Source organism: Salinicola sp. LHM, assembly GCF_034479735.1.
In the GTDB taxonomy this organism is placed as follows: domain Bacteria; phylum Pseudomonadota; class Gammaproteobacteria; order Pseudomonadales; family Halomonadaceae; genus Salinicola; species Salinicola salarius.
In genome coordinates this window covers 2258199-2282084 of the sequence record NZ_CP140261.1, presented here as the reverse complement: position 1 = coordinate 2282084, position 23886 = coordinate 2258199, and the positions used below count along the sequence as shown (strand labels likewise).

Here is a 23886-nt window from a genome sequence, read left to right as displayed (position 1 = left end):
TGCCAATCCTGCTATAAGGAATCCTGCTATAAGGAATCCTGCTATAAGGATAGTGACTGCGAGACGCGATCGAGGGCGTACCGACGGCTGGTCGGTCGTCCTCCGTCATCCGGGCGCGGTCGCCGTCGGTTCGGTCACGGGGAGTGCGGCATGGAGTTCAAGGATTACTATGCGGTGCTGGGGGTCGAGCGGGATGCCACCCAGGATGAGATCAAGCGGGCCTATCGCAAGCTGGCGCGAAAGTATCATCCGGACGTCAGCAAGGAAGCCGACGCCGATGCCCGCTTCAAGGAGCTGGGCGAGGCGTACGAGGTGCTGAAGGATCCGGAAAAGCGTCTCGCCTATGATCAGGTGGGTCGAGGCCAGCGGGCCGGGCAGGATTTCCGGCCGCCGCCAGACTGGGATACCGGATTCGAGTTCAGAGGCGGTGGCTACACGCAGGAAGGCTATGCTCGGGAAGACAGTGCGGCTTTCAGCGATTTCTTCGAGTCCCTGTTCGGCCAGCGCCGGGGTTATGGCTCGACGGGCTTTGGTTCGACGGGTTTTGATTCGACGGGTTTTGATTCGACGGGCTTTGGTTCGGACGGCTTCGCGCATGGCGAGTCCGACGGTGCCCGGTATCGTACCCGCGGCGCGAATGTGCGCGGCGAGGATCATCACGCCAAGGTCTCGATTGCACTCGAGGATGCCTATCGCGGTGCGACGCGGACGCTGACGCTCCAGAGCGGCGAAATCGACGAGCAGGGCAGGCTGCGGTCCCGTCATCGCACCTTGAAAGTGCGCATTCCCAAGGGTGTGAAGCAGGGCCAGCGGATCCGATTGAGCGGGCAGGGCGAGCCGGGCCTTGGCGGCGGGCCGGCCGGCGATCTCTACCTGGAGATCGAATTCGAGCCGCATCGGCGCTATCAGGTGGAAGGGCGCGACGTCACGGTGAAGCTCCCCGTTGCGCCCTGGGAGGCGGCATTGGGCGCCACGGTTACGGTCCCGATGCCCGAAGGCTCCGTGGAGATGAAGATTCCACCGGACTCCCAGAGCGGGCGGCGCCTGCGACTCAAGGGTCGCGGTATACCCGGTCAGCCGCCGGGGGATTGCTACGTGACCCTGGAGGTCGTCCTGCCTTCGGCGAAGCGTGACGACGTCAAGGCAGCCTATCGCCAGCTGGCGGCGGTGGCAGGTTTCAACCCCAGAGCGGACGCGGAGAACGGATCATGACCATCCACGACCTCACTGAAATGCCGGTCGACAATCTCGACGAAACCCCCGTTCTGACGCTGGGCGAATTATGCCGAGCCTGCACGGTCCACGCGGAGTGGGTCATCGAGCTGGTCGACGAAGGCATCATCGAGCCCAGCGGGCGTCGGCGCGAGCAGTGGCGTTTCTATGGCGCTAGCCTGCACCGCGTGAAGGTCGTAAAGCGACTGCAACGGGATCTCGGTGTCAATCTGGCCGGGGCGGCGCTGGCGCTCGAACTGATGGATGAGGTGGCAAGATTGCGTCAGAAAGTCGGTGAAAACTAGGGGCGGTTTTTCGATATCGTTGCCGCGTCATGAAACGGCTTTGCAGCTGAATAGCCTGAATATCGGCCGGGAGAGTCGCCAAATAGCTCCCGGTCATGGGCCATGTTGGTAAGTTTACGACTATAGTCTTGTCGCAGAAAAACCACTCTCGTCATCAAAATGAGCATGCTACGCTTGTTTTGACTTCCCGCTTTTCTGCGATTCCCCCATGCCAATCACGATAATGGAAACGCGGGCGCTATCGATCGATATCGACCCGCTGATTCTCGATGCCGCCCGTAGCTTAATCGATTCATCAAAGCGTCGAATCCTCGGCCTGGTCGGCGCCCCGGGTTCCGGCAAGAGCACGCTGTCGGAGGCACTGCTCGCTGCGCTGGGGGATCAGGCGCAAGTCGTGCCGATGGATGGCTTCCATCTTTCCAATCGCCAACTGGACGCATTGGGGCGTGCCCAGAGGAAGGGTGCGCCGGACACCTTCGATGCGTTCGGCTACCGCGATCTGCTGCATCGTCTTCGCGCTAGTTATCGCAATCGCGAAACCGTGTATGCCCCCGGCTTCTATCGGGAAATCGAGGAACCCATCGCCGCCAGTATCGCGGTCACGCCGGGATCGCCTCTGATCATTACCGAAGGCAACTATCTGCTGCTCGAGGAGGAACCCTGGCCTCGAGTGCGTGCCATGCTGGACGAAGTTTGGTTTCTCGACGTCGATCGGGAGCTGCGGGAAGAGCGCCTGGTGGCTCGGCATATGCAGTTCGGCCGTACCGAACGGCAGGCACGGGAGTGGGTGCGAACGACCGATGCCCTCAACGCCGAACGCATCGAGGCCATGGCTGCCAGCGCGGATCGCCAGTTGTGGTGGAACGGTTCCAGCATACGGTTCAAATCGGTGTGATCGCCCGCCGGGCGAAGCCAACGCGTCATCCGGCTTGCTCGGTGTTTATGGAAAAACATAAGGAAAGAGGCAAGGAGAGACATGAACGCAAATGCTTCCACCAGTCGCGGCCCGCAGCGCAAGGGGCTGGTCGTCATGGTATCTGTCGTGGCCGCGCTGGGCGGCCTGCTGTTCGGTTACGATACCGGCATCATCGGTGTGGCTCTGCTGGGACTGTCGAAGCAGTTTGCACTCGACGATACCCTCAAGCAGCTCGTCACCGGCGCTATCATCCTGGGCGCCATCTTCGGCTGCGTGGGTACCGGGCGGCTGTCCGATCGTCTCGGCCGCCGCTGGACGATCGTGCTGGTCGGCGCGGTGTTCATCCTCGGCTCGATCCTGTCGGCGGCCTCGACCAGCGTCGGCATGCTGATCGCGGCGCGATTCATTCTCGGGCTCTCCGCCGGTAGCGCCACGCAGATCATTCCGGTCTACATCGCCGAAGTCACGCCGCCGGAGCACCGCGGGAAGCTGGTGGTGATGTTCCAGTTCATGGTGGTATTCGGCATTCTCGTCGCCTATCTCGTGGGCTATGGCCTGGGCGAGCAGTGGCGCTGGATGTTCGGTCTCGGCATCATCCCGGCGGTGATTCTGATGCTGGGCATGCTGGTTCTGCCGGAGAGTCCGCGCTGGCTGGTAGGCAAGGGGCGTGAACCGGAAGCGCTGGCCATTCTCGAACGCGTGCGCGCCAGTCGGGAAGGGGCTCAATCCGAAATGGACGAGATCAAGGAGGTCTCGGCGCGCCCCGAAGGTTCCTGGCGCGATCTGTTCCAGCCCTGGATCCGCCCCGCGCTGGTGGCCGGCGTGGGGATCGCCATGTTTTCGCAGATCACCGGCAACAACGCGCTGATCTACTACGCGCCGACCATCCTGAGCCAGGCCGGCTTCGGTGACAGTGCCTCGGTGCTGGCGGCCATCGGTGGCGCGGTGCTGATCAATCTGGCGACGATCCTGGGCATCTTTCTGGTTGACCGCATTGGCCGCAAGCGGTTCCTGCTGTGGATGGTGCCGGGTTCGGCGGTGGCGCTGTTCCTTATGGGACTACTGTTTATCGGTGGCGCACCCGAGGACGCTTTCAGTCAGTATGCGCTGGTGGCGTGCCTGGCGATCTACATGGCGCTCAACTGCAGTTTCGGTGTCTGCCTGTGGCTGATCAACGCGGAGGTCTATCCGCTGTTCGTGCGGGGAAAAGGCGCCAGCATGGGCGCGCTGAGCCACTGGGTATTCAACTTGCTGGTCACGTTGACCACGCTGTCGCTGATCAGCGCGCTGGGCACTTCCGGCACGTTCTGGCTCTATGCCGTGATCACTGCGATCGCCCTGGTTTTCATCATCCGCTACGTACCCGAGACGATGGGGCGCTCGCTCGAAGAGATCGAGAGCGATCTCAAGAAGGGCATCTTTTTCCCGGCGGACAGGGCCAAGGTCGATTCAAATGAGACTTCTGGAGCGGCCAGCGCTGCAGAATGATCGCCTGACGCGCTCAACGATGAACGATACGGCCGGTCATATTGACCGGCCGTATTCGTTTCCCGCCATCGGTTCGACGCTAGCGCGGCGTCGTTCGATAGAGCGCATCGATCGTGGCGACTTCGAGCCCATGGCGGCGCCCCGCCTCGATCAGCGGCCCCAGGATCGCATCACGCTCCGTGGGGCGTCCGGCGAGCACGTCCTGCAGCATCGAAGACCGATTGGCGGCAGTGGCTTCGATCACGGCGTCGACGAATGCCTGCCAGCCCGCGTCGGGTGGTAAGACGCCTTCGGCCTGCATGATTTGGGCGATCTCCGCTACCAGCGCGACGATTCGAGGCCGGAATCGGGGCGCTGCCAGTTCGCCGTTGCGAACACGATGACTGGCGGTCAGCGGATTGATCACGGCGTTGATCGCGAGCTTCTGCCAGAGTCGCTGGCGGATATCGCGGCATGGCGCGGCCGTGATGCCGGCTCGGGTCAGGCGCTCGGCAACGCTGGCCGCCAGGGCGCGGTGGCGGGCGGCGAGATCGCCGATCCAGGTCTTGCCGGCGGCGGCATGCACCACATCGGGTAGAAGGCTATCCGGGTCGGGTCCGGGACGATAGGCGGCTTCGGTGGTCGAGGCGCAGAGTACCGGTCCGGCCCAGCGTTCGGTGATGTCCGGCTGACTGCGAAAGCCGTTCTGCAACAGCAGCAGTGGCGTGGCCGGCGCGAGACGGGGCGCCAGCGCGTCCAGGGCCGCCTGTGCATCGTGCGATTTGGTCGCCAGCACCACCAGCGCCGGCGCTTCGTTTCCGGCGGGCCGATCCGCCCAATCATTCAGTTGCCCACGTGGCAACGCTATCTGCCGATCCCGGCCTTCCAGCGTGCGCAGCCGGATCGCCGGCGGAGCCGGGCGTCTACCGAGCAGGATCACGGGATGCGTCGGCGCGATGGCGGCGGCAAACAGCTGGCCGAGCGCGCCGGCACCGACGATCAGCCACGGGCCGCCGGCGGCTAACGTCGCGGGTCGGGAGTGTTCGGGGCTGGAGTGTTTGGGTCGAGTCGTCATGAGCCGGGTTTCCTGGCACGGCGGGCGCGTACTGGTTTGGCAGGCGTTTTCGACTGTCCGCTTTTCGATGTCGCGGCCTTTGGTCGAGTTCCCGTCGATCGTCGCCGCGAGCGGCCGACGCTGGTCTTGCGTCCGCCGTGCTTTGCTGCCGGGGCTTCCGGCGCGCTGCCCTGCGCCGCGAGCTTGAGCGCCTGATTGAGCCGGCTGGCGTCTGCCTGGCCCAACAGCGCGCGCAGGTCGCTGACCAGCGCTTCCAGAAAAGGCGTCGGCGCGTCCTGATTGTCGGCAATCGCCGAAAGCCGCTGCTCCCACAGCGCGGTACGTTCCGGCCGGGTCGCCGCGGGCGGGAGCGAGTCGATCAGGGCATGGCCGGTGCGCGTGGCCTTGATGGCTTTTCTGTCGCGAACCAGATAGCCCCGCGTGAGCAGCGTCTCGATGATGCCGGCCCGGGTCGCTTCGGTGCCGAGACCGTCGGACTCGCGCAGCGTACGCTTGACCGCGGGGTCCTCGACGTAGCGGGCGATGTTCATCATCGCCTTGATCAGGCTGGCGTCGGTGAACGGCTCCGGTGGCCGGGTTTCGCGATCCTCGCTGCTCGCATCGGTCGCCGTGGCCGGCTCGCCACGCGTCAGCGGAGGCAGCGCGGGAACGTCGTCGCGAGTGGTGAACAGCGGCTTCCAGCCCGGTTCGAGGATCTCCCGCCCCTGGGCCTTGAAGCGCTCGTCGAGGAGCTCGAAGATCGCCTGGGTCTCGTAGGTCTCGAGCGCCGGATAGAACTGGGCGAGGACGTTGCGCGCGATCAACCGGAACAGGTTGGCCTCGTCGCGGTTCAGCCTGTCCATGTCCGCCGGCCGGCCCGTTGGCGCCAGCGCGTGGTGAGCGCCAACCCTGGCGTCGTCCCAGGCCTTGGAGCGCAGGCCGAAATCTGCCTGCTCGACCCATCCCTGCAGTTGGTCGTCTAGCTGACAGGCGCTGGTCAGGGTCTTGGCCGCTTCCCGATGGTGCGCGGCCGGCAAGTAGCGGCAGTCCGAGCGGGGATAGGTAATCAGCTGATGGCGTTCGTAGAGCGCCTGGCAGACATCGAGCACTCGCTGCGCGGAGAGGCCGTGGCGTCGTGCGGCATCGACCTGTAGCGCGGACAGCGAGTAGGGCAGCGGCGCGGCCTGACGCTTGCGCTTCTGGTCGAGTTCGGCGAGATGGCCGCGGGCGCCGACGAGCCGTTGCGCCAGCGCCTCGGCCGGACGCGGATCGAGCAGGCGGCCCTGCTCATCAAAACACGAGCCATCAAAACACGAGCCATCGAAAGACCGGCCGTTCAGCGGACGGTGTTCGCCGGGCTGCCACCAGGCCCGCAGCGAGCCGCTGGCGACCTGAAGGTCGACCCACAGAACGTAGAAGGGCTTGGGTTCGAACACGGCGATATCACGATCGCGCCGAACCACCAGCCCCAGCACCGGCGTCTGCACGCGACCCACCGACAGCAGCCCGTCGAAGCCGGCCTGACGACCGATCAAGGTCCAGGCGCGAGTCAGGTTGATGCCGTACAGCCAGTCAGCGCGGGAACGGGCCTCGGCGGCAGCATGGAGCGGCTGGTAGCGGCGGTTGTCCTCGAGGCTGGCGAGCGCCTTGACTACGGCAGGCCGATTGAGATCCTGAACCAGCAGCCGCTGGGTCTGCCGACGCCAGCCCAGATGATCCAGCACTTCCTGCACCAGCAACTGGCCCTCGCGATCCGGGTCGCCGGCGTGCACGACGCTGTCGGCGCTCTTGATCAGCTTGCGCAGCACGGCCAGCTGCGATCTTGCCTGGCTTCTCGGAACCAGTTGCCAGCGCTGGGGAATGATCGGCAGATCATCGAGCCTCCACTGCTTGTATCTCGGGTCGTAGCGCTCGGGCGGTGCCTGTTCCAGCAGGTGGCCGAGACACCAGCTCACGACGGTATCGCCGGCCTCGAGATAGCCATCGCGGCGCGTCGCCTTGACCAGCAGGGCATCGGCGATGGCCCGGGCGAGACTCGGCTTTTCGGCGACGATCAAACGCATGGCGCGGGCTCCGGCAGGTGGCGGTGGTCGATCCGTTCGGCAGTCATTTTTCGAGATGGCGACGAGCGCGAACCAGTGCCCGATACCACTGGCGATGCGGCATACCCACGGCGGGCGGCGCCATGCTGAGGTAACTGACGTTGGGGGTTTCGCCACGGTCGAGGTTGACGTTGGTCAGCATCTGCAGCGTGGTTTCCCGCGCGCCGTACTGACGCTGCAAAAACGCCATCGCTTCCGGTTCCAGCGCGACGCGGTAGTGCTTGACCAGGGCCAGGGCCAGCGACTCCGCCGTGCGCGACAGGTCGGTCTCGATCTCGCGGACCATGGCGGATCCCATCGCGGCTTTCGCCGCGATCGACAGGTTGGGTTCGAGCTGGCCGAAATCCGCGGCGTTGGTGCTGTTGATGGCGCGCTGGACGGCCGGGCGCGACAGATGCACGTGGGGCTCCAGCGCCAGGAATATCTCTACCGCGACGCGCTTGGCACTTTCGACCCCCACGCTGAGCTGGGTGTCCCGCTCGGCCTGGCGCAGCCGCTCGCGCAGCGTACCGATATTGGCTTTCTCGAGATGGCGGCCGAGATGCTTGCACACCACTGCCTTGGCCTCGTCGTTGAGGGCGATCTTGCTCTCGCGAATGCGCAGGCCGCGCCGTCCCGGCCCCAGGCGCAGGCGGGTGGTGTCGTCCGAGAGATCGGCGCTCACCGCCTCCCAGCGCTGGGCCATGCGCAGGCGATGGGCGTGGCTGCGCCCGACTTCGTTGTAGGCGCTGGAGACGCTCTTGTAGAGCTTGATCGCGTTGGTCAGCACCTCCGCCTGGTGGCGCAGGGTCTGGCGATCGTCGCTGCGCCCGGTGTGGATGGCATGGGCCAACGTCTGGATCTGCTCGCTCAATTCGTCGATGGCCGCGACGCTGTGGGCCAGCAGGGCATCGGCGCGCTGGCCGGAGACGTTCTCGGCAAGCGGGGTCACCGAATGTTCGATCAGATAGGTGTTCAGCGCCTTGAGGCGGGATAGCCCGGTCGCCTGGGCGATGCGGTGACGAGCACGGGCTTCCTCGAGGCTGTCGAACGCCCGCGCCAGCTTCCAGCGTCCGCGATATTCGAACGACAGCACCGGAATCTCCCGGCCGCTGATCAGCTCGAACGCCAGGATCACCATCTCCTCGACGTCCTGCAGCGTCATCAGCAGGTCGTTGTCGTGCTCGATGGCGGCCATGACACGTTCGATGAAGTGCTCGTCCCGCGGCACGCCGTAGCGCGGGTCCGGGGCGTGCCCCTCGAAGCGCTCGCGCAGCAGGGTGATCGCCACCGGCGCGAGCTCGTACAGTTCGGTGAGGCGGGGTTCGATGTCGTCACGGTAGATTTCGACCAGATCGCTGACGCGCGCGTGCAGGCCCACCCGGCGGTAGACATCGATCTGGCCGATCACGCGAGCGCTCTCGTGATCGTCCAGCAACTCTAGCGCCGCCAGTTCGACGCCTTCCGGCGACAGATCCTGCTTGCGCAGCAGCATGGCGGCCGCTTCACGGCGCCGGGCATCGCCCTCGAGGCTTTCGACGATGAGATTGCGCGTCGCCAGCAGCAGCTCCGGCAGCGTCTTGATGACGCGCTCGATGCGACTCGAGGTTCGTTCCAGCCGTCTCCCGCCCGTCAGGTGATGCAGAAGATTGGCGATGATCCCCGCCGCGCCGGTGATGACCGTGAACGAAATGAAGAAGATGTAGTTCTCGAGCGTCGGCGCCTTGCCGTATCCCAGCAGGTAACCGCCCCAGGCGCCCAGCAGGGTGACCGGCCCGGCGGTCCACAGGATCTGCAGCAGGCTGACGGTCCAGGGGACTTTCTCGACCGCCGCGGTGATGCGCCGAATCTCGTCACGGCCTTCCCGTTCCAGCCTTACCTGTGGTGCATCGCTGGCGGCCGACTGCGAAGGGCGACGAAACGGAATCGGCAAGAGCACGGGCGCTCCTCTCTGGTGACGACGATGGATGGATACGGTGGTCGGCTCGTCACGGCGACCGGCTGACAGCGACGACCGGGTTGGCACCGGCACCCGGGCTGACGGCGACGATGGCCCTGCCGACCCCGACAGGGCAAGCGGCGGCTAAATTATCACCCCATGCCGGCACTCGCCAGCGCTGTTGCCCGGCATGCTAGGATGGAGCGAGCAAATGGAGGAATGCCATGCTGACAGCTTGGGTCGAACAGCTGCTGGGTTTTGCCAGCGGCGCCCTCGAGACGATTCGCGTCAATGAATATTACCCGACGATGATGGCATGGGCCCGAGCCGAGGGGGTCGAGCATTGCGGCGGCAGTCTCGACCTGGCTCAGGCGCTCGCTCCGCTCATCTGGAACCAGACTCCGCTGGTTCGGCGCGACTTCGATACCGAGCCGCTGGCGGAGCCGCAGCGGGACGAACCCTGCTGGTGCGATTCGGGGCGGCTCTATCGCGACTGCTGTGCGCGGGTCGAGATGCCCAGCGTCATTCCCGGACACCTGATGTGGATGCTGTCGCTGCGCGAATGGCGTGGCGAGACGCTGAAGACCGCGCTGGACAGCCGCAAGGCGCCACCGCAGGCGCTGCTGGAAGCCGGCATCGTCTCGGCGGAGAGCGGCAACAACGGCCGCGCCCAGCAGATTCTGGAGTCGCTGTTTGCCGGCGATCGCGACTGGGCGGCGCTGGAAGAGCAGATCGAGCCGGCCTTCGAAATCCTGGTCGATCTCTATCAGGAGCGCGGTTTTCATCGCAAGCGGGCGGCATTGGTCGAGAGAGTGATGGCCGAGGGGCCGGGGTTCCTGCGGGGTGCCGCCCTCGAGCGGTTGTGCCTGATGCATCTGGACAGCGGCGATCTGGCCAGCGCGCGGGACGCCTTCCAGAGCGCCCAGCGAACCCTGCCGGATTCGCCGTCGCTGGCGTATATCGAGGCGATGGTGCTGCTCCACGAGGGCAATGTCGGCAAGGCGCGTCAGCGTGCGGCCTTCTGGTGGCGACGGCTGTCGCGCCAGCATCATCTGGATCCGGATCAGCTCGAATTCATCGCCGAGCTGGCCGACGACCCTCAGGCGGCGCTGGCGGAGCAGGTCATCCACTCCGAGGAGGCGTTGGCCGGCCCGTTGACGGCGCTGCAGGCGCTGCTGCATACCCAGCAGCGTCCGCCCCGTCTCGAACTGGCCCACTCCGAGGAAGGGGCGCTGCTGTATGAACCCAGCTCTCGCGAGGCATCGCTCTATAGTGGCTGGGCCGATGCCTGCGAGGTCGAGATCGACGAAGATGCCGCGCTCGGGTTTCTGGGCGACCCGTGGGTAACGGCGCCGCAGTGGCTGCAGGCACTGTGCGCCAACCCGGAATGGCTGGACGCGCCGCGCGTGATGCAGGCGCTGACCCTGGCGCTGGCGAGTCGCTTCGGCAGCCTGCCCTGGATGGTCGATACCTTCTTCACGCCGCTGGCGGAGCGCTACGGCTTCTGGCTCAACCAGCTCGAGGACGCCGGTGGCAGCTTTTCCTGGCACGATGCGGACAACGCGACGCTGCTGCGAACCGGCCTGGCGCTGGTCATCGGCATGGAGCGTGGCGCGGGGCAGGAGGCGCGGAAGCTGGCGCAGCGGCTGCTGGCGCTGGACGAGGAGGACAGCCTGGGCCTGCGCGAGCTGGTGATCGACCAGTTGCTGCGTGAGGGCAACGACGAACAGGCGCTGGCGGTCAGCGAACAGGGGCCGGAAGGAACCGAGATGCTGGGCGTGCAGATGGGCCGGGTACTGGCGCTCTATCGCCTGTCGCGTCGGGAGGACGCGCTCGCCGTGCTGCGGGAGGTCTATTCGGCCAACCCCTACATATTGCCGATCCTGTGCGAGGACCGCCCGCGGCCGGCACGACTCGGCGACGACATGCCGGAGCCGGGCACGCGCGCGGAGGCGTGGCAGTATCGTCAGTTGATGCGCGACCAGTGGCTCGCTTCGGAGGGCGCCCTGGACTGGCTCGCCCGGCAGCGTCGGGCGCTCTCCTGAGGTTCGCTGGCAACGGCCTCTTCATTTCTTATTTCTGTCCGTACCCGTCAGCGCGTGCTGGCGGGCTCGCCGTCTTCCCGTCCGCTTTCCTGTCCGTTGCCCCGTGCTTGGGTTTTCGAGGCCGCCCCCGCCTCATTGGCCGCTTCGTCGCCTTCACTATTGGTATCGAGCGTCGGCAGCCGGCGGCTCAGCCACCAGGCCAGCGCCACGGCCGGCAGACCGAGCAGACAGACGATCCCGAAGAAGCTGGCATAGCCGACATCGGCCACGACTACGCCGGAGAAGCCGCCGATGAACTTGCCGGGCAGCGTCATCAGCGAGGAAAACAGTGCGTATTGGGTGGCGGTGTAGGTGCGGGAGGTCAGGCTCGACAGGAAAGCGATGAACACCGTGCTGGCGAGGCCATTGGCCAGGTTGTCGCCGGTGATGGCCACGATCAGCAGCGGCAGGCTGTCACCGCCGGTGGCGAGCAGCACGAACAGCAGGTTGGTCAGTGCCACGGCCAGCGCGCCGACGATCAGCATCCGGCCCAGACCATAACGGACCACCAGCAGCCCGCCAAGAACGCCGCCGCCGATGGTCATCAGCACGCCGAAGACCTTGGTGACGCTGGCGATGTCGCTCTTGGTGAAGCCCAGACTCAGGTAGAGCGGATTGGCCATCGCCGCCATCGAGATGTCGCTGATGCGGTAGATGCCGATGAAGACCAGCAGCCACAGCGCCAGGCGGCCATAGCGCTGGAAGAAGTCTCCGATCGGGCAGACGATAGCCGCGATCAGCCAGACACCGGTCTGTCGCTGCCAGCCGGGGCGGTTCGCGCTACGGCGGAGAAAGCGCTTCACCCGAGGATGGAACAGCACTACGGTGAGGCTCTGCGGACGCGGCGGTTCCGGGCGTACCAGCACGGTGACCATGCCGATGCCGACCAGCGCGGCCATGCTCAGATAGGCTACTGCCCAGGACGCGGCGTCGGCGATGTAGAGCGCACCGGCCCCCGCCATGACGATACCGATGCGATAGCCGATGATGTAGGTCGAGGCCATGGCGGCCTGGATTGCCGCTTCGCCGGATTCGATACGGTAGGCGTCGATGACGATGTCTTGGGTCGCCGCGCCGAAGGCGGTGAGCAGGGCGAAGGCCGCCACCAGCGGCAGGTGTCCGGCGGGATCGAGCCCGGACAGCCCCAGCAGGCCGGCGGCGATCAGCGTCTGCCCCAGCAGCATCCAGCTGCGACGCTGGCCCAGCCAGCGCCCGATCAGCGGCAGCCTCACCCGGTCGACGATCGGCGCCCAGAACAGCTTGATCGAATAGAGCAGCCCTACCCAGCTGAAGAAGCCGATGGCAGCGACTTCGACACCGCTATCCTCGAGCCAGGCGGTGAGTGTCGAGAACACCAGCAGATAGGGTAGCCCGGCGGAAAACCCCAGGAACAGCAAGGTCACCACCGGCGCCCGCAGGTAGACGCGCAAGGATGTCAGCCAGTCACGTGGCTTGCGTTGCATGCAACCTCCAAAGGAAACGCTGCCTAAATGTCTGCGCAGGCGAATCGCTGCGTTGCGCGGTGCTGGAGCGCCAGCCCGGTCGGATCCTCACTACACCCCATAGGCTCCGGTTGCTGCGCTCCGTGCGCCTTGCGACGGAATGCCGCCCACTTCATCCTGCTCGACGATTTATTCAGTGTTTCCAATAAACCGGATCGGCACGCCGCGGGCGGACGTGTCGGATCGAAAATGGTACGCTAGATGGCCTGTCGCGTCTGGCCCGAATTCCACGCTGGCGATCTCGCAATAACGCGTGATTCTGCCTCGTCGAAACGGGCGATGACAGGGATTGTCTTTTTTAAAGGTCATGATTAGTAATCATGATCAGAGGTCATGATCAGTGGCGGCGATCAGGGAAGGTATATCGATGACCAGTGAATCGGCGCAGGATGGCGAGTCGTTGCCACGCTGGTATGTGATCCAGTGCAAGGGCGGCGAGTCGTTTCGTGCCAGTGAGCATCTCGACAACCAGGGCTACGAAGTGTTCCACCCGGTGCTCGAGGTGCAGAAGCGCCGGCGTGGCAAGCTGACCTGGGTCGCCGAGCCGCTGTTTCCGCACTACCTGTTCATCCGTCTCGATCGCATTGCCAGCAACTGGCGGCCGATTCGCTCCACGCGGGGGGTTCTGCGACTGGTCGGTTTCGGCCAGGAGCCGGTGTTCGTGCAGGATGCGCTGGTCGATACCCTGCGGGATCGCGTCAATGCCGACGCTAGCCGCGACCGCGCCAACGTCTACTATCGCCAGGGCGATATCGTCGAGATCACCGACGGGCCGTTTCGTGCCCTGCAGGCCGTGTTCGAGGCGCAGAAGGGCGAAGAGCGCGCCATTGTGCTGCTCAACCTGCTGCAGCAGACCCAGCGCCTCGAAGTGCCTGTCGATGCCCTGCGCAAGCACTCCTAGCCGTTAGATTCCTCGAACTTCCGGCAAGCCGCTCCAAGCCGCCATCATCCGTCATCTGCCACGAATTTCTACCGTCACCCTGGAGTCATCATGAGCCAGTTCGCCATCGCACCGTCTCTCGTTGCGTCCCTGCATTATGTTCTCGCGGACGAGCGAGGCCGCACCCTCGACGATTCCCGGGCACGCCAGCAGCCGCTGGAGTATCTCCACGGGCACGACAATCTGTTCCCGGCACTGGAAACGGCACTGGCCGCGCGCCGGGCGGGCGAGCGGCTGCGCGTCACCCTGGCGCCTGCCGATACCTACGGTGAGCGCGACGAAGCGCTGGTCAGCGTCAGTCCGCGGTCGGCTTTTCCGGAAGATCAGCTATTGCAGGCCGGCCAGCGCTTTCAGGCGCAGGGGCCGGACGGCCCACGGACGGTGACGGTGGTCGAGGTCGACGAGGCGCAGGTCACCGTTGACGCCAACCACCCGCTGGCCGGCGAGACGCTGACCTACGAGATCGAGATTCTCGAGGTACGCGAGGCGACGCGGGCCGAGCTGGCCAAGGGGCATCCGCTACCGCCGGGAACCTCGCACACCGAAGTCGAAGATCGCAAACGGTAGTTTTCCGGAGGGACTTGCTCTTTCTGGGGGACTTGCATTTTCTGAGGGGCTTGCTCTTTCTGAGCGGACCAGTTCTTCCTGAAAAGACTGGCCGCCGATAGCGGGGCGGCGCTTCTCAGAGCCTGTTCACAATCTCGCGAGCTAGGATCAAACTAGGCGAAAACGACTGAGGAAAGGACCGGGCTCGCGCACGAGTTTACATAGGGGTAAATGAGTATCCCGAAGTCCTTTGATTCGCTTTGCTCACTCTGCGGGCCAGCCTCCGGCTGTGTCTCCGCAGAGCGCCGACTCAACAACGTTTGGCCGACGCGCAGCAGATTGTGAACGGGCTCTCAGCGATCCACCCACCAGCGCGTGAACCAGGCCTGCATGACCTGCTCCGGATAGACCGTGCGGCCCAGGCTGCCGTTGTAGCGAGCCAGGGCCTGGGTCCAGTCGCCACGCTCGCGTGCCAGATAGTGAGCGAGGATGGTACAGCCGTAGCGCAGATTGGTATCGATATCGTGCAGATCGTCCTGCGGGCGGCCGATCTCGGCTTTCCAGAACGGCATGACCTGCATCAGTCCCACCGCACCCGCCGACGAGACCGCGTTCGGTCGAAAGCGGCTCTCCACATCGATCAGTGCCAGCACCAGCTCGGGCGGTAGCTGGGCACGCCGCGCTTCGGCATGAATGCGCTCCAGCAGCGCCAGGCGATCATGGCGTGACGGATAGGCTTCGGGCTGGCGTCGGGCCAGGCGGGATTGCATGTCCAGCAGCCACACCTGGGCGTCGAAGGCATCCTCGAAGCCGTCCGGTGCCGCCATGACCCGCGACAGCGACTCCAGCAGCGCGGGGGATGGCGGCTCGCTCGGACTGCCGACGGACGGCGCGTTCGTCTGGGCCAGCGTCACGCCAGCCGTGAACAGGCTGGCGACGACGAGCCAGCTCGCCGTCGCCAGTGTCGCGGTGAGTCGCGCCGGCACGATCCCTCCGATCAGGCGAACCGGGCGTCCAGGAATGCGCGAAGTTCGTCCAGCGCCACCATGGTGACCTCGCTGTCACGGCGGCCCTTGTACTCCAGCTCGCCCTTGTCGAGACCGCGGTCGCCGATCACCAGTCGATGGGGAATGCCCATCAACTCCTGATCGGCGAACTTGACGCCGGGGCGCAGGTCGCGATCATCCAGCAGCACGTCGATGCCGGCATCCGTCAGCTCCTGGTAGAGCCTGTCGGCGGTCTCGCGAACCCGGTCCGACTTGTGGGCGTTCATCGGTACGATCGCCAACTGGAACGGGGCAATGGCATCGGGCCAGATGATACCGCCGGTATCGTGGTTCTGCTCGATGGCCGCAGCCACCACGCGGGTGATGCCGATACCGTAACAACCCATCCAGACCGTCGTCGGCTGGCCGTTGTCGTCGAGTACCGTGGCGTTCATCGCTTTGGAGTACTTCTGTCCGAGCTGGAAGACGTGGCCGACTTCGATGCCTCGGGTGATCGAAAGCTGGCCCTGGCCGTCCGGCGACGGGTCGCCCTCGACCACGTTGCGCAGATCGGCGACCTGCGGCAGCGGCAGGTCGCGCTCCCAGTTGATGCCGAACAGATGATGATCGTCGACGTTGGCGCCGGCGCCGAAGTCGCTCATCAGCGCGACGCTGCGATCGATGATCAACGGCAGCGGCAGATTCACCGGACCCAGCGAGCCGGGGCCGGCGCCGATGGCGGCACGAATTTCCTCTTCGCTGGCCATGGTCAACGGCGCTGCGACGGCATCGAGGTTTTCGGCCTTGATCTCGTTGAGCTGATGATCGCCGCGTACCATCAGCGCGATCAGCCCGCCGTCGGCGGCATGCACGATCAGCGTCTTGACGGTCTTCTCGATCGGCAGGTCGAAGCCTTCGACCAGCGCAGCGATGGTGCGCACGCCCGGCGTGGGCACCTGGCGCATGGTTTCCTGCGGCGCGGCACGCTCGGCGCCCTTGGGCGGTAGCGCCTCGGCCTTTTCGATGTTGGCGGCGTAGTCGGAGCCGGTGGAGAAGACCACGGCATCTTCGCCGGAGTCGGCCAGCACGTGGAATTCATGCGAGCCGGTGCCGCCGATGGAGCCGTTGTCGGCGAGTACCGGGCGGAAATCGAGACCCAGTCGGGTGAAGATCCGCACGTAGGCGTCGTACATGCGCTGATAGGACGCCTTGAGGCCGGCCTCGTCGCTGTCGAACGAGTAGGCGTCCTTCATGATGAACTCGCGCGAGCGCATCACGCCGAAGCGGGGGCGGATCTCGTCGCGGAACTTGGTCTGGATCTGATAGAAGTTGGTCGGCAGTTGCTTGTAGCTGCTGATCTCGCGCCGTACCAGGTCGGTGATGACCTCTTCATGGGTAGGGCCGACGCAGTAGTCGCGCTGATGACGATCCTTGAGCCGCAGCAATTCCGGACCGTACTCGTCCCAGCGGCCGGATTCCTGCCACAGCTCGGCGGGCTGTACCGCCGGCATCAGGACTTCCTGCGCGCCGGCGCGATCCATCTCCTCGCGGACGATACGCTCGACCTTGCGCAGCGTCCTCACGCCCACCGGCAGCCAGGTGTAGAGCCCCGATGTCAGACGGCGGATCATGCCGGCACGCAGCATCAGCTGGTGACTGACGATCTCCGCGTCCGCCGGTGTTTCCTTGAGGGTCGAGATCTGTAATTGGCTGGCACGCATTGAGTGTTCTTTCCTGTATTCATCAGCGTAAGCGGAACGCGGCATATCCTCGATATGGCGTGATCTGCAGTCATTCGTAGGGTCGTCAGTATAGAGATGCGAGCAGCGGACGGGGAAGGGCGAGCGGCAAAAACCTCCCGCAAACGAGGTGGTGCAAGGGCCGAGGATGGCAGTTCGCGCCGGGCGTCGCGATTACTCTACCCACTTTGCCGATCTTTCCTATAGTGAGAGTCAGGGTCGCATCCGGCATCGCCGGGAAGGCGAGCGGAACAGGACACCATCGGAAATCCGTCGTTGGCGGCCCGCGCCGGAGGGAGGTGTGTCATGATTCATCACGTCTGGGGACTGCTTACGCATCCCAATCGCGAGTGGCAGCAGATCCGCGGCGAAAACGAAACCGTATCGCACTTTTACGGTTCCCATGTCTTGGTGATGGCAGCCATTCCGGTGGTCTGCGCCTTCATCGGCACTACGGTGGTCGGTTGGCACTTCGGCACGACCAAGGAGGGACTGGCGAAGACCGTGACTGTCTCGCCTGCGACCGCGGTGCTGCTGGCGATCATCTTCTATGCCCTGATCCTGGGCGCCGTCTGGCTGATGGGCAACGTGATTCACTGGCTGGCGCGTCGCTATCCGGAGCGACCGGATCTCAGCCATTGCGTGGTGTTCGCCGGTTACATGGCGACGCCGATGTTCCTGAGCGGCGTGGTCGCGCTCTACCCGCTGATATGGCTGTGCCTGCTGGCCGGCATCGCGGGGCTCTGCTATACGGTCTACCTCGTCTATGCAGGCCTGCCATCCTTTCTGGGTATCGATCAGCACGAGGGCGTACGTGCCTCGAGTGCGGCGCTGGCGATCGGCATTCTCGTGCTCGAGGCGTTGCTGGCGATCACCGTGCTGCTGTGGGGTTACGGCGCCTCGCTAGTCTGACTTCCGACGATTCTTTCGACGCTCGGCGCCCGCCCCTATGGCGGGCGCCGTTTTGGGGCCGACAGCATCTGGACTCGACCCGGGTCGATGGATTAGGTTACTCCGCGTTACCTCTCCGTCACTGGGATTTCGCAATGCAACCTCCGTTTCGACGCCTGATCGCTGGCGCTGTCGTGATCGGCCTGATTCTGCCGCTGACCGGCTGCGGCACGCTCTTCTATCCCGAGCGCAAGGGGCAACTGCAGGGGCGTATCGATCCCGGCGTGGCGATTGCCGACGGGCTGGGCCTTTTGTTGTTCATCGTGCCGGGCGTGATCGCCTATGCCGTGGATTTTTCCAACAACACCATCTATCTCCCGGGCTCCCATGAGGCGTCGATCGATCGCGTCCATTACGAGGGCAATTTGAGCGCCGACTCGCTGGCCTCGATGATCGAGACACGTACCGGTCACGATCTCGCTGCAGAGGCGCAAGCGCCCATCGTCGAGCGGGTCGCGACGCTGGATCAGGCGATGTCGAGAATCGAATTCGGCCCGGCAGTGCCGCCGCCTATCTGAATCGCACCCGCCTATCTGAATCGCACCCGTCTATCTGAATCGCACCCGTCTATCTGAATCGCTCCCGCTTGCCTGAACGGCTTCCGAATCAGGCCGGTCGCGATTTCGGCGCCACGAGCAGCGCCAGCATGCCGGCTACCAGGCCCCAGAAGGCAGCGCCGACCCCGAACAGCGTCACGCCGGAACCGGTAACCAGGAAAGTGATCAGTGCCGGCTCGCGGTGATGAGGCTCCAGCAGGGCGCGATGAAGGCTGCCACCGATGGTCGAGAGCAGCGCCAGCCCGGCGATTGCCAGCACCAGCGCCTGGGGCAGGGCATCGAACAGCGTGCCGATCGAGCCGCCGAAAAGACCCGCCAGTAAATAGAAGCCTCCTGCACAGATCGCCGCCGGATAGCGTCGGTCGGCATCGGGGTCGACATCCGGCCCCATGCAGATCGCCGCGGTAATCGCGGCCAGGCAGACGCTGAAGGCACCGAAAGGCGCCAGGACCAGGGTGGCCAGCCCCGTCCAGATCATCAACGGAGAAATCGGCGCGTCGTAACCCGCGGCACGCAGAGTCGCCACGCCCGGCGCGTTCTGCGAGGCCATCGTCACCACGAACAGCGGGATGCCTACGCCGATCAGGCTCGACAGCGAGAAGGTCGGCCAGATCCAATGGGGTACGCTGACGATCAGTTGTGCCTTCCGTGTATCGATTTCGCCCAGCAGCCCCGCAACGCCAAGCCCTGCCAGCAGCACCAGCACGATGGCGTAGCGCGGTAGCCAGCGCTTGGCGGCGAGATAGATCAGGAACATCGACGACACCAGCACAAAGTCGCCGTTCAGCGAGCCGAAGGCATCCAGGCCGAAGCGCAGAAGCACCCCCGCCAGCATGGCCGCGGCGATGGATTGCGGAATGATCTGCATCAACCTGGCGAACCAGCCGGTAATGCCGCAGATCAGGATCAGCACGGCGCAGAAAACGAAGATGCCGATCGCCTCGCTCAATGGCAGGTCGGGCAGGCTGACGGCCAGGAGCGCGGCCCCCGGCGTCGACCAGGCCGTTAGGATCGGTTGCCGGTAGCGTAGCGACAAGCCGATCGAGGTGACGCCCATGGCCAGTCCCAGCGCACTCAGCCATCCGCCGATCTGGATCGGTGACGCGCCAGCTGCCGCAGCCGCCTGGAAAATGATCGCTGCCGAACTCGTATAGCCGACGAGGACTGCGACGAATCCCGCCGTGACGTGGGAAGCCGTTATCGTCGTGCCGTGCCGACGGTCGGCCGGTAAACGTGCCATGAACACATTCCTGAAAATCGGAAGGAATGTGCGTTATAACGTACATTGCGCGATCTCGGCAACGTGCGCTATAACGCACATGAGCACAAATAAAACCTATAGACGTGAGTGCATACGAGTTTCGTACTGGCGACATCAGGCAGGGCGCAAGCACCAGGCGATGACAGGAAGCGGGCGGAGGAGAGATGGACGCGAATGTCTCGGCGATCGGCCGACACATGAAAAAACGACGCGCCGAGCGTGGCTGGAGCCTATCCCGGACGGCCGATATCTGCGGAGTGAGCAAGGCGATGCTGGGGCAGATCGAGCGGGGAGAGTCGACGCCGACCATCTCCACACTCTGGAAGATCGCCAGTGGCCTGCAGGTGCCGCTGTCGCAATTCCTGGTGCCCGAGGGCCTCGCGCTGCAGCGGATGGAGGCGATGCCTCGCCATCACGATGCCTCGGGGATGATCGTGACTCCACTGTTTGCGTTCGATCCGGTTCTGGGGTTCGAGATGTTCGCGATCGAGCTGCTCCAGGATACCTTGAGCGAGTCCGCGCCCCACGCCGCTGGCGTGGTGGAGCATCTGGTCGTGCTGGAAGGGCGAATGGAGCTCTTCGTCGACGGCGGCTGGCAGGCATTATCCGCCGGCGACGCGGTCCGATTTCCCGCGGATCAGCCCCATGCGTACCGCAATCGCAACCCGGAGCCGGCAAAAATCCACGATCTGATTCACTATCCCTTTAGCGGCTGAGGCGCCGTTTCGGGCGTGAATGGGTCGTCTTCTTCCGGCTTCCTGCAGCCTGCGGGTTCGGCCAGCGTGGTATCCAGCAGCGCTTGCGGTCGATAACGGGCGAGCAGTGCCCAGAGAATCGCTGCCGTCTCGCGATCCGGCTGGCCTGAATAGCTGGCCGGGCGAAAGTGCATCTGGAAGGCGCGCGTCACGTCCCGTGTCTCGCCGTCGATCACCCCCGTCGCCGCCAGCGAATAACCGTACGCGCTCAGCGCTCGTTGATATTGCGTGATCGAGGGCGAGCACTGGGCGAATCGATGACGAAAGCTGGCGATATCCTCGTCTCTCGGCCAGGCGCCGACACCAGCGTCATGCAGGCGTTTCCACGGAAAGCGCGGGCCAGGGTCGATCTTGCGCGACGGCGCGATGTCCGAGTGTCCCAGGATGGCGGTCGGCGGCAGCCGATAGCGGCGAATCACATCCTTCGCCAAGGCGATGACCGCACGGATCTGGTCCTCGGGATAAGGCTCCCATCGCTGACCTTCGAGCGTCTCCTGCGGGCCACGGTTGACGATCTCCACGCCGATGGAGGTGTCGTTGAGCTGGGTGCGGTCTTCCCAGGCGCTGACGCCGGCATGCCAGGCGCGGTCTTTCTCGTCGACCAGTTGCCAGATCTGCGGCAGATCATCCGACAGGGAGGGGGAGCGGGGCACCAGATAGTGTGAGCTGACATCGGGCCCGAGCAGGGTGCGCATCGCTCGGGACGCCTCTGAGTCGGTGTAATGCAGAATCAGATAGCGAATGCGCTGGTTGTAGGCATCGGAGCGGTGCGCGCGGTCGGCGATATAACCGTTTCGGGTCTCCATCGTCGGTGAGCCGGCACAGCCGGCCAGTATCGTCAGTAGCATCCAGCCGGTCAGCAGACTCCTGGTGCCACGCGGATGATCCTGTCGTCGAGACTTCATAGCACACCCAGCAGATAACGGGTCAACAGACCCAGGGTAAGCGTGATCGAGAAACTCAGCATGGTGCCGAGCAGTACGTACTCGGTCAGCTTTCGATCGCGGTCTTCGTAGAGATCGCCGAAGCGAAGCACTGACTTGGCGGTCAGCAGAAAGCCGATAGCGGCCATCTGATGGCTGAGAACGAAGGTCAGAATGAGAAAGCGTTCGAGCATGCCGATCCGGGCACCCGCGTCGGCCAGCGTGCCGCGTGTGTCGACGCCTTCGCTCCAGCGCCGCATGATCAGCGCGATCAGTATCGACGCAGGGCGCAGAACCACCAGATAAGCCAGCGCGACGAGCAGCGTCCGGGGTTGCCACAATAGCGCCAGCTGGACCATCGGCACGGCCATGTCGCCGTCCACGACCCACCACCAGACGAGTCCCAGTATCAGCAGATGCAGAAACTGGTCGAGAAGGAAAAAGCGAACCCGGTGCGCCGGGGCGTAGCTCTTCAACGTATCGATCAGCCAGTGAGATGCGCCGATTCCCGAGGTGGCGATCAGTGCGGCGTGCACGCCGGTACCGAAAGCGAGCAACACGGCGAGGCTCAGCGACATGTGAATGCCGACGTGCCAGTAAAGCGATAGCGTGCGGAAATGGTGCTGCTGCTTCCGAGCCGCCCAGGTATCGCTCTGCAACAGAAAGTCGGCAATGGTGTGCGACAGCAGCAACGCCAACAGCAGCGACAGACTCGTCTCGTTCATGTCAGTGTCTCCAGGCGCTGCCGGTTGAACGCCAGAAAGTCACGGATCAGCGGCCAGCGTGCGGCACTCAGGCGCCGGTTGATCGTCGGTTGAGAACGACCTAGACGCCGGGCAAGTTCGCTTTGCGAATGGTCGGTCGTCAGATTGAAGCGAATCACTTCCGCGGCGTTATGGCTCCAGTGGCTGACGATGTCGTCGGCAAACCGGATCAGCAGGTCCAGTTCGGGTTGCGGGGTCGCCAGAAACAGCCCCAGGCGTCGATCGCCCTGGCTCAACGCATCCAGCCCCTGCCCGGAACGGATGAACGCTTCGCCATCGGCATCGATGAAATTCTCGAGCGTGGGCACCGTGCCCTCGCCGATACCGACCGCGATTCTTGCGTCCCACATCTGCTGTTTGGAAGGGGAGTGCTCGATCAGGCTGGCGCGCATGATCACGGCGGCGGCGAGCGAATCCCGCGACTCGGGAATCGCCACCTGGAACGCATCCCCCCGAAACCGGGTACCCACGGCGCCCAGTGACTGTCCGAGGCGTTCGATACCGGTATCTATTGCCCGCCGAAGCTTGCGCTTGTCGCTGATATCGCGCGACGCGACGATATCCCCGCTGAGCACGCCAATCACTGACATGAGGCTCCTCATCGATAGCCATTCATACGGCCATAACTATAGCCAAAAAAAGCTATTTTTGCGCTTATGCGCAAAAATCACTATAACCGCAATGGCGGTATCGGTAACGTCGATGAGGATAAGGTAAAGAAAGACTGTATTTATATACAGTATTCTGCTGTAAAGATTATTGTCTCAAAGATTGTTGTTTCAAAGATTGTTGTCTCGAACGGGTCATGCCGTGGATTCGATGGACGGCTGAGATCCCTCGAGCGTAGTGTCGGCCCCCATCAGCCTGGATGCCACCTGGTTTCTGCCCCGGGCCTTGCAGTCATAAAGCGCCTCATCGGCATGGGCGATCATGTCGTCGATATCGACCAGCAAGCCATGAGGGCTGGTGGCCACCCCGACGCTGACGGTGACCACGGAAGCCACCGAGGAATATTCGTGAGGAATGCCCAGCGCCTGAATCATGGCGCGCATGGCATCGGCCAGTGCCCAGGCTTCGTCCTTGTCGGCATTGATCAGCAGTACCAGGAACTCTTCGCCACCCAGGCGTACCACCACATCGGTTTCTCGACGGAAGGTGTCTTTCAGCACGCCAGCGATATCCACGAGGCATACATCGCCGGCCGGGTGGCCGTAGTGGTCGTTGAATGCCTTGAAGTGATCGACATCGATCATCATCGCCGACACCGTGCAGCTCAGGCGACGGCTGAGAGGGATGAGCACGTCGAGCTGGCTTTCCAGCATGCGCCGGTTGCCGAGTCCGGTCAGTGGATCGTTCAGCGTCTGTTCCAGCAGAGCGGCGTGGTCACTTCTCGACTCTTCGATCAGCTTCTGCAGGTTCCGCGTCAGCAAGCCCACGGCGTCGGAGCGGCGGGAAAGATCGAAGGGCATCTGCTGCGGCGTGTCGCGCGGCGTGTCGCGGAATTCATGCACAAAGCGCACGTGATCTGCCAGCCGCCTGACCGGGGCCAGCAGTCGAAGATTGAATAGCCAGAAACTGGCAACCAGGCCCGACAGCCCACTGAAGAGGCAGACCAGCACGGCAATCAAGAATGGCCCGCCGGCGCCAACCAGCCAAGCCGCGCCCAGCATCAACAGAGAGGAACCCAGCCAGATGCCAGCCAATTCCACTATCGTACGGGTCGATAAGCGACTTTTCTTTTTTGTCATGTCCTGAACCGATGTCCTGGTCATCGAAAACGCCTGGCGTCGTCAGACAGCCGGAAATCGAATCCATTCGTATGAAGCCTGAAGTGAAGCGAGTCTTCCGTTCAATAGCGACGGCAGGGCGGGAAATTGTAGCTCACTCTCGATACGCATAACCAA

At 64.2% G+C, this 23886-nt stretch carries 21 protein-coding genes; 10 read left to right on the top strand and 11 right to left on the bottom strand.

Features of this window, described 5'->3' with window-relative positions:
- Window positions 1-150: 150 nt before the first annotated feature.
- The 4 genes from R5R73_RS10615 to R5R73_RS10600 all read left to right on the top strand — a co-directional run bounded on the left by R5R73_RS10615 (window position 151) and on the right by R5R73_RS10600 (window position 3921).
- Complete coding sequence (locus tag R5R73_RS10615) at window positions 151-1212, top strand: DnaJ C-terminal domain-containing protein (protein ID WP_322527490.1); 1062 nt, start codon at window positions 151-153, stop codon at window positions 1210-1212.
- Window positions 1209-1517, top strand: a complete 309-nt coding sequence (locus tag R5R73_RS10610) for a chaperone modulator CbpM (protein ID WP_071232996.1) — start codon at window positions 1209-1211, stop codon at window positions 1515-1517. The genes R5R73_RS10615 and R5R73_RS10610 overlap by 4 nt, the downstream gene beginning before the upstream one ends.
- A gap of 208 nt (window positions 1518-1725) precedes the next feature.
- Window positions 1726-2412, top strand: a complete 687-nt coding sequence (locus R5R73_RS10605) for a nucleoside/nucleotide kinase family protein (RefSeq protein ID WP_110632519.1) — start codon at window positions 1726-1728, stop codon at window positions 2410-2412.
- A gap of 81 nt (window positions 2413-2493) precedes the next feature.
- Window positions 2494-3921, top strand: a complete 1428-nt coding sequence (locus R5R73_RS10600) for a sugar porter family MFS transporter (protein WP_071232992.1) — start codon at window positions 2494-2496, stop codon at window positions 3919-3921.
- A gap of 79 nt (window positions 3922-4000) precedes the next feature.
- On the opposite strand, the gene R5R73_RS10595 is transcribed toward R5R73_RS10600, so the two are convergent.
- The 3 genes from R5R73_RS10595 to R5R73_RS10585 are packed head-to-tail and all read right to left on the bottom strand — an operon-like array spanning window position 4001 to window position 8974.
- Window positions 4001-4975, bottom strand: coding sequence for a ketopantoate reductase family protein (locus R5R73_RS10595; protein ID WP_083387490.1), 975 nt, complete (start codon window positions 4973-4975; stop codon window positions 4001-4003).
- A complete protein-coding gene (locus tag R5R73_RS10590) occupies window positions 4972-7017 on the bottom strand; it encodes a DNA topoisomerase III (protein WP_322527489.1) in 2046 nt (681 codons plus the stop codon). The genes R5R73_RS10595 and R5R73_RS10590 overlap by 4 nt, the downstream gene beginning before the upstream one ends.
- Before the next feature lie 43 nt (window positions 7018-7060).
- A complete protein-coding gene (locus tag R5R73_RS10585; RefSeq protein ID WP_322527488.1) occupies window positions 7061-8974 on the bottom strand; it encodes a hypothetical protein in 1914 nt (637 codons plus the stop codon).
- A gap of 224 nt (window positions 8975-9198) precedes the next feature.
- On the opposite strand from R5R73_RS10585, the gene R5R73_RS10580 reads away from it, so the two are divergent.
- Entirely contained in the window at window positions 9199-11019 is a 1821-nt protein-coding gene (locus tag R5R73_RS10580; RefSeq protein WP_322527487.1) for an SEC-C domain-containing protein, read from the top strand.
- A gap of 47 nt (window positions 11020-11066) precedes the next feature.
- Here the strand turns inward: R5R73_RS10580 and R5R73_RS10575 are convergent, their stop codons facing one another.
- Entirely contained in the window at window positions 11067-12521 is a 1455-nt protein-coding gene (locus R5R73_RS10575; RefSeq protein ID WP_322527486.1) for an AmpG family muropeptide MFS transporter, read from the bottom strand.
- A 406-nt stretch (window positions 12522-12927) separates the two neighbouring features.
- Between R5R73_RS10575 and rfaH the strand changes: the two genes are divergently transcribed.
- Window positions 12928-13461 carry a transcription/translation regulatory transformer protein RfaH gene (gene rfaH, locus R5R73_RS10570; RefSeq protein ID WP_322527485.1) on the top strand — a complete coding sequence of 178 codons (534 nt, stop codon included), beginning with the start codon at window positions 12928-12930 and terminating at the stop codon, window positions 13459-13461.
- A gap of 90 nt (window positions 13462-13551) precedes the next feature.
- A complete protein-coding gene (locus tag R5R73_RS10565; protein ID WP_322527484.1) occupies window positions 13552-14067 on the top strand; it encodes a peptidylprolyl isomerase in 516 nt (171 codons plus the stop codon).
- Between the two features lie 332 nt (window positions 14068-14399).
- On the opposite strand, the gene R5R73_RS10560 is transcribed toward R5R73_RS10565, so the two are convergent.
- Both R5R73_RS10560 and R5R73_RS10555 read right to left on the bottom strand, forming a co-directional pair.
- Window positions 14400-15032: a lytic transglycosylase domain-containing protein gene (locus R5R73_RS10560; protein ID WP_416221186.1), complete on the bottom strand. Its 633-nt coding sequence runs from the start codon at window positions 15030-15032 to the stop codon at window positions 14400-14402.
- Window positions 15033-15043: 11 nt separating this feature from the next.
- Window positions 15044-16753, bottom strand: a complete 1710-nt coding sequence (locus tag R5R73_RS10555; protein WP_322527483.1) for a proline--tRNA ligase — start codon at window positions 16751-16753, stop codon at window positions 15044-15046.
- A 324-nt stretch (window positions 16754-17077) separates the two neighbouring features.
- Here R5R73_RS10555 and R5R73_RS10550 point away from each other — a divergent pair, with 324 nt between their 5' ends.
- Window positions 17078-17683 carry a Yip1 family protein gene (locus tag R5R73_RS10550; protein ID WP_208625334.1) on the top strand — a complete coding sequence of 202 codons (606 nt, stop codon included), beginning with the start codon at window positions 17078-17080 and terminating at the stop codon, window positions 17681-17683.
- A 134-nt stretch (window positions 17684-17817) separates the two neighbouring features.
- Complete coding sequence (locus R5R73_RS10545) at window positions 17818-18240, top strand: hypothetical protein (protein WP_322527482.1); 423 nt, start codon at window positions 17818-17820, stop codon at window positions 18238-18240.
- A gap of 88 nt (window positions 18241-18328) precedes the next feature.
- On the opposite strand, the gene R5R73_RS10540 is transcribed toward R5R73_RS10545, so the two are convergent.
- Complete coding sequence (locus tag R5R73_RS10540; protein ID WP_322527481.1) at window positions 18329-19519, bottom strand: benzoate/H(+) symporter BenE family transporter; 1191 nt, start codon at window positions 19517-19519, stop codon at window positions 18329-18331.
- Window positions 19520-19737: 218 nt separating this feature from the next.
- Between R5R73_RS10540 and R5R73_RS10535 the strand changes: the two genes are divergently transcribed.
- Entirely contained in the window at window positions 19738-20256 is a 519-nt protein-coding gene (locus R5R73_RS10535; protein ID WP_244179832.1) for a helix-turn-helix domain-containing protein, read from the top strand.
- Here the strand turns inward: R5R73_RS10535 and R5R73_RS10530 are convergent.
- The 4 genes from R5R73_RS10530 to R5R73_RS10515 all read right to left on the bottom strand — a co-directional run bounded on the left by R5R73_RS10530 (window position 20238) and on the right by R5R73_RS10515 (window position 23685).
- Window positions 20238-21200 carry an N-acetylmuramoyl-L-alanine amidase gene (locus R5R73_RS10530; RefSeq protein ID WP_322527480.1) on the bottom strand — a complete coding sequence of 321 codons (963 nt, stop codon included), beginning with the start codon at window positions 21198-21200 and terminating at the stop codon, window positions 20238-20240. The two genes, R5R73_RS10535 and R5R73_RS10530, sit on opposite strands and share 19 nt — an antisense overlap.
- Window positions 21197-21943, bottom strand: coding sequence for a DUF3307 domain-containing protein (locus tag R5R73_RS10525; protein ID WP_071232980.1), 747 nt, complete (start codon window positions 21941-21943; stop codon window positions 21197-21199). Before R5R73_RS10525 ends, R5R73_RS10530 begins: the two co-directional genes overlap by 4 nt.
- On the bottom strand, window positions 21940-22572 hold the full coding sequence (locus R5R73_RS10520) for a hypothetical protein (RefSeq protein ID WP_322527479.1): 633 nt from the start codon (window positions 22570-22572) through the stop codon (window positions 21940-21942). Before R5R73_RS10520 ends, R5R73_RS10525 begins: the two co-directional genes overlap by 4 nt.
- 213 nt (window positions 22573-22785) lie before the next feature.
- On the bottom strand, window positions 22786-23685 hold the full coding sequence (locus R5R73_RS10515; RefSeq protein ID WP_276231550.1) for a sensor domain-containing diguanylate cyclase: 900 nt from the start codon (window positions 23683-23685) through the stop codon (window positions 22786-22788).
- Window positions 23686-23886: the final 201 nt, after the last annotated feature.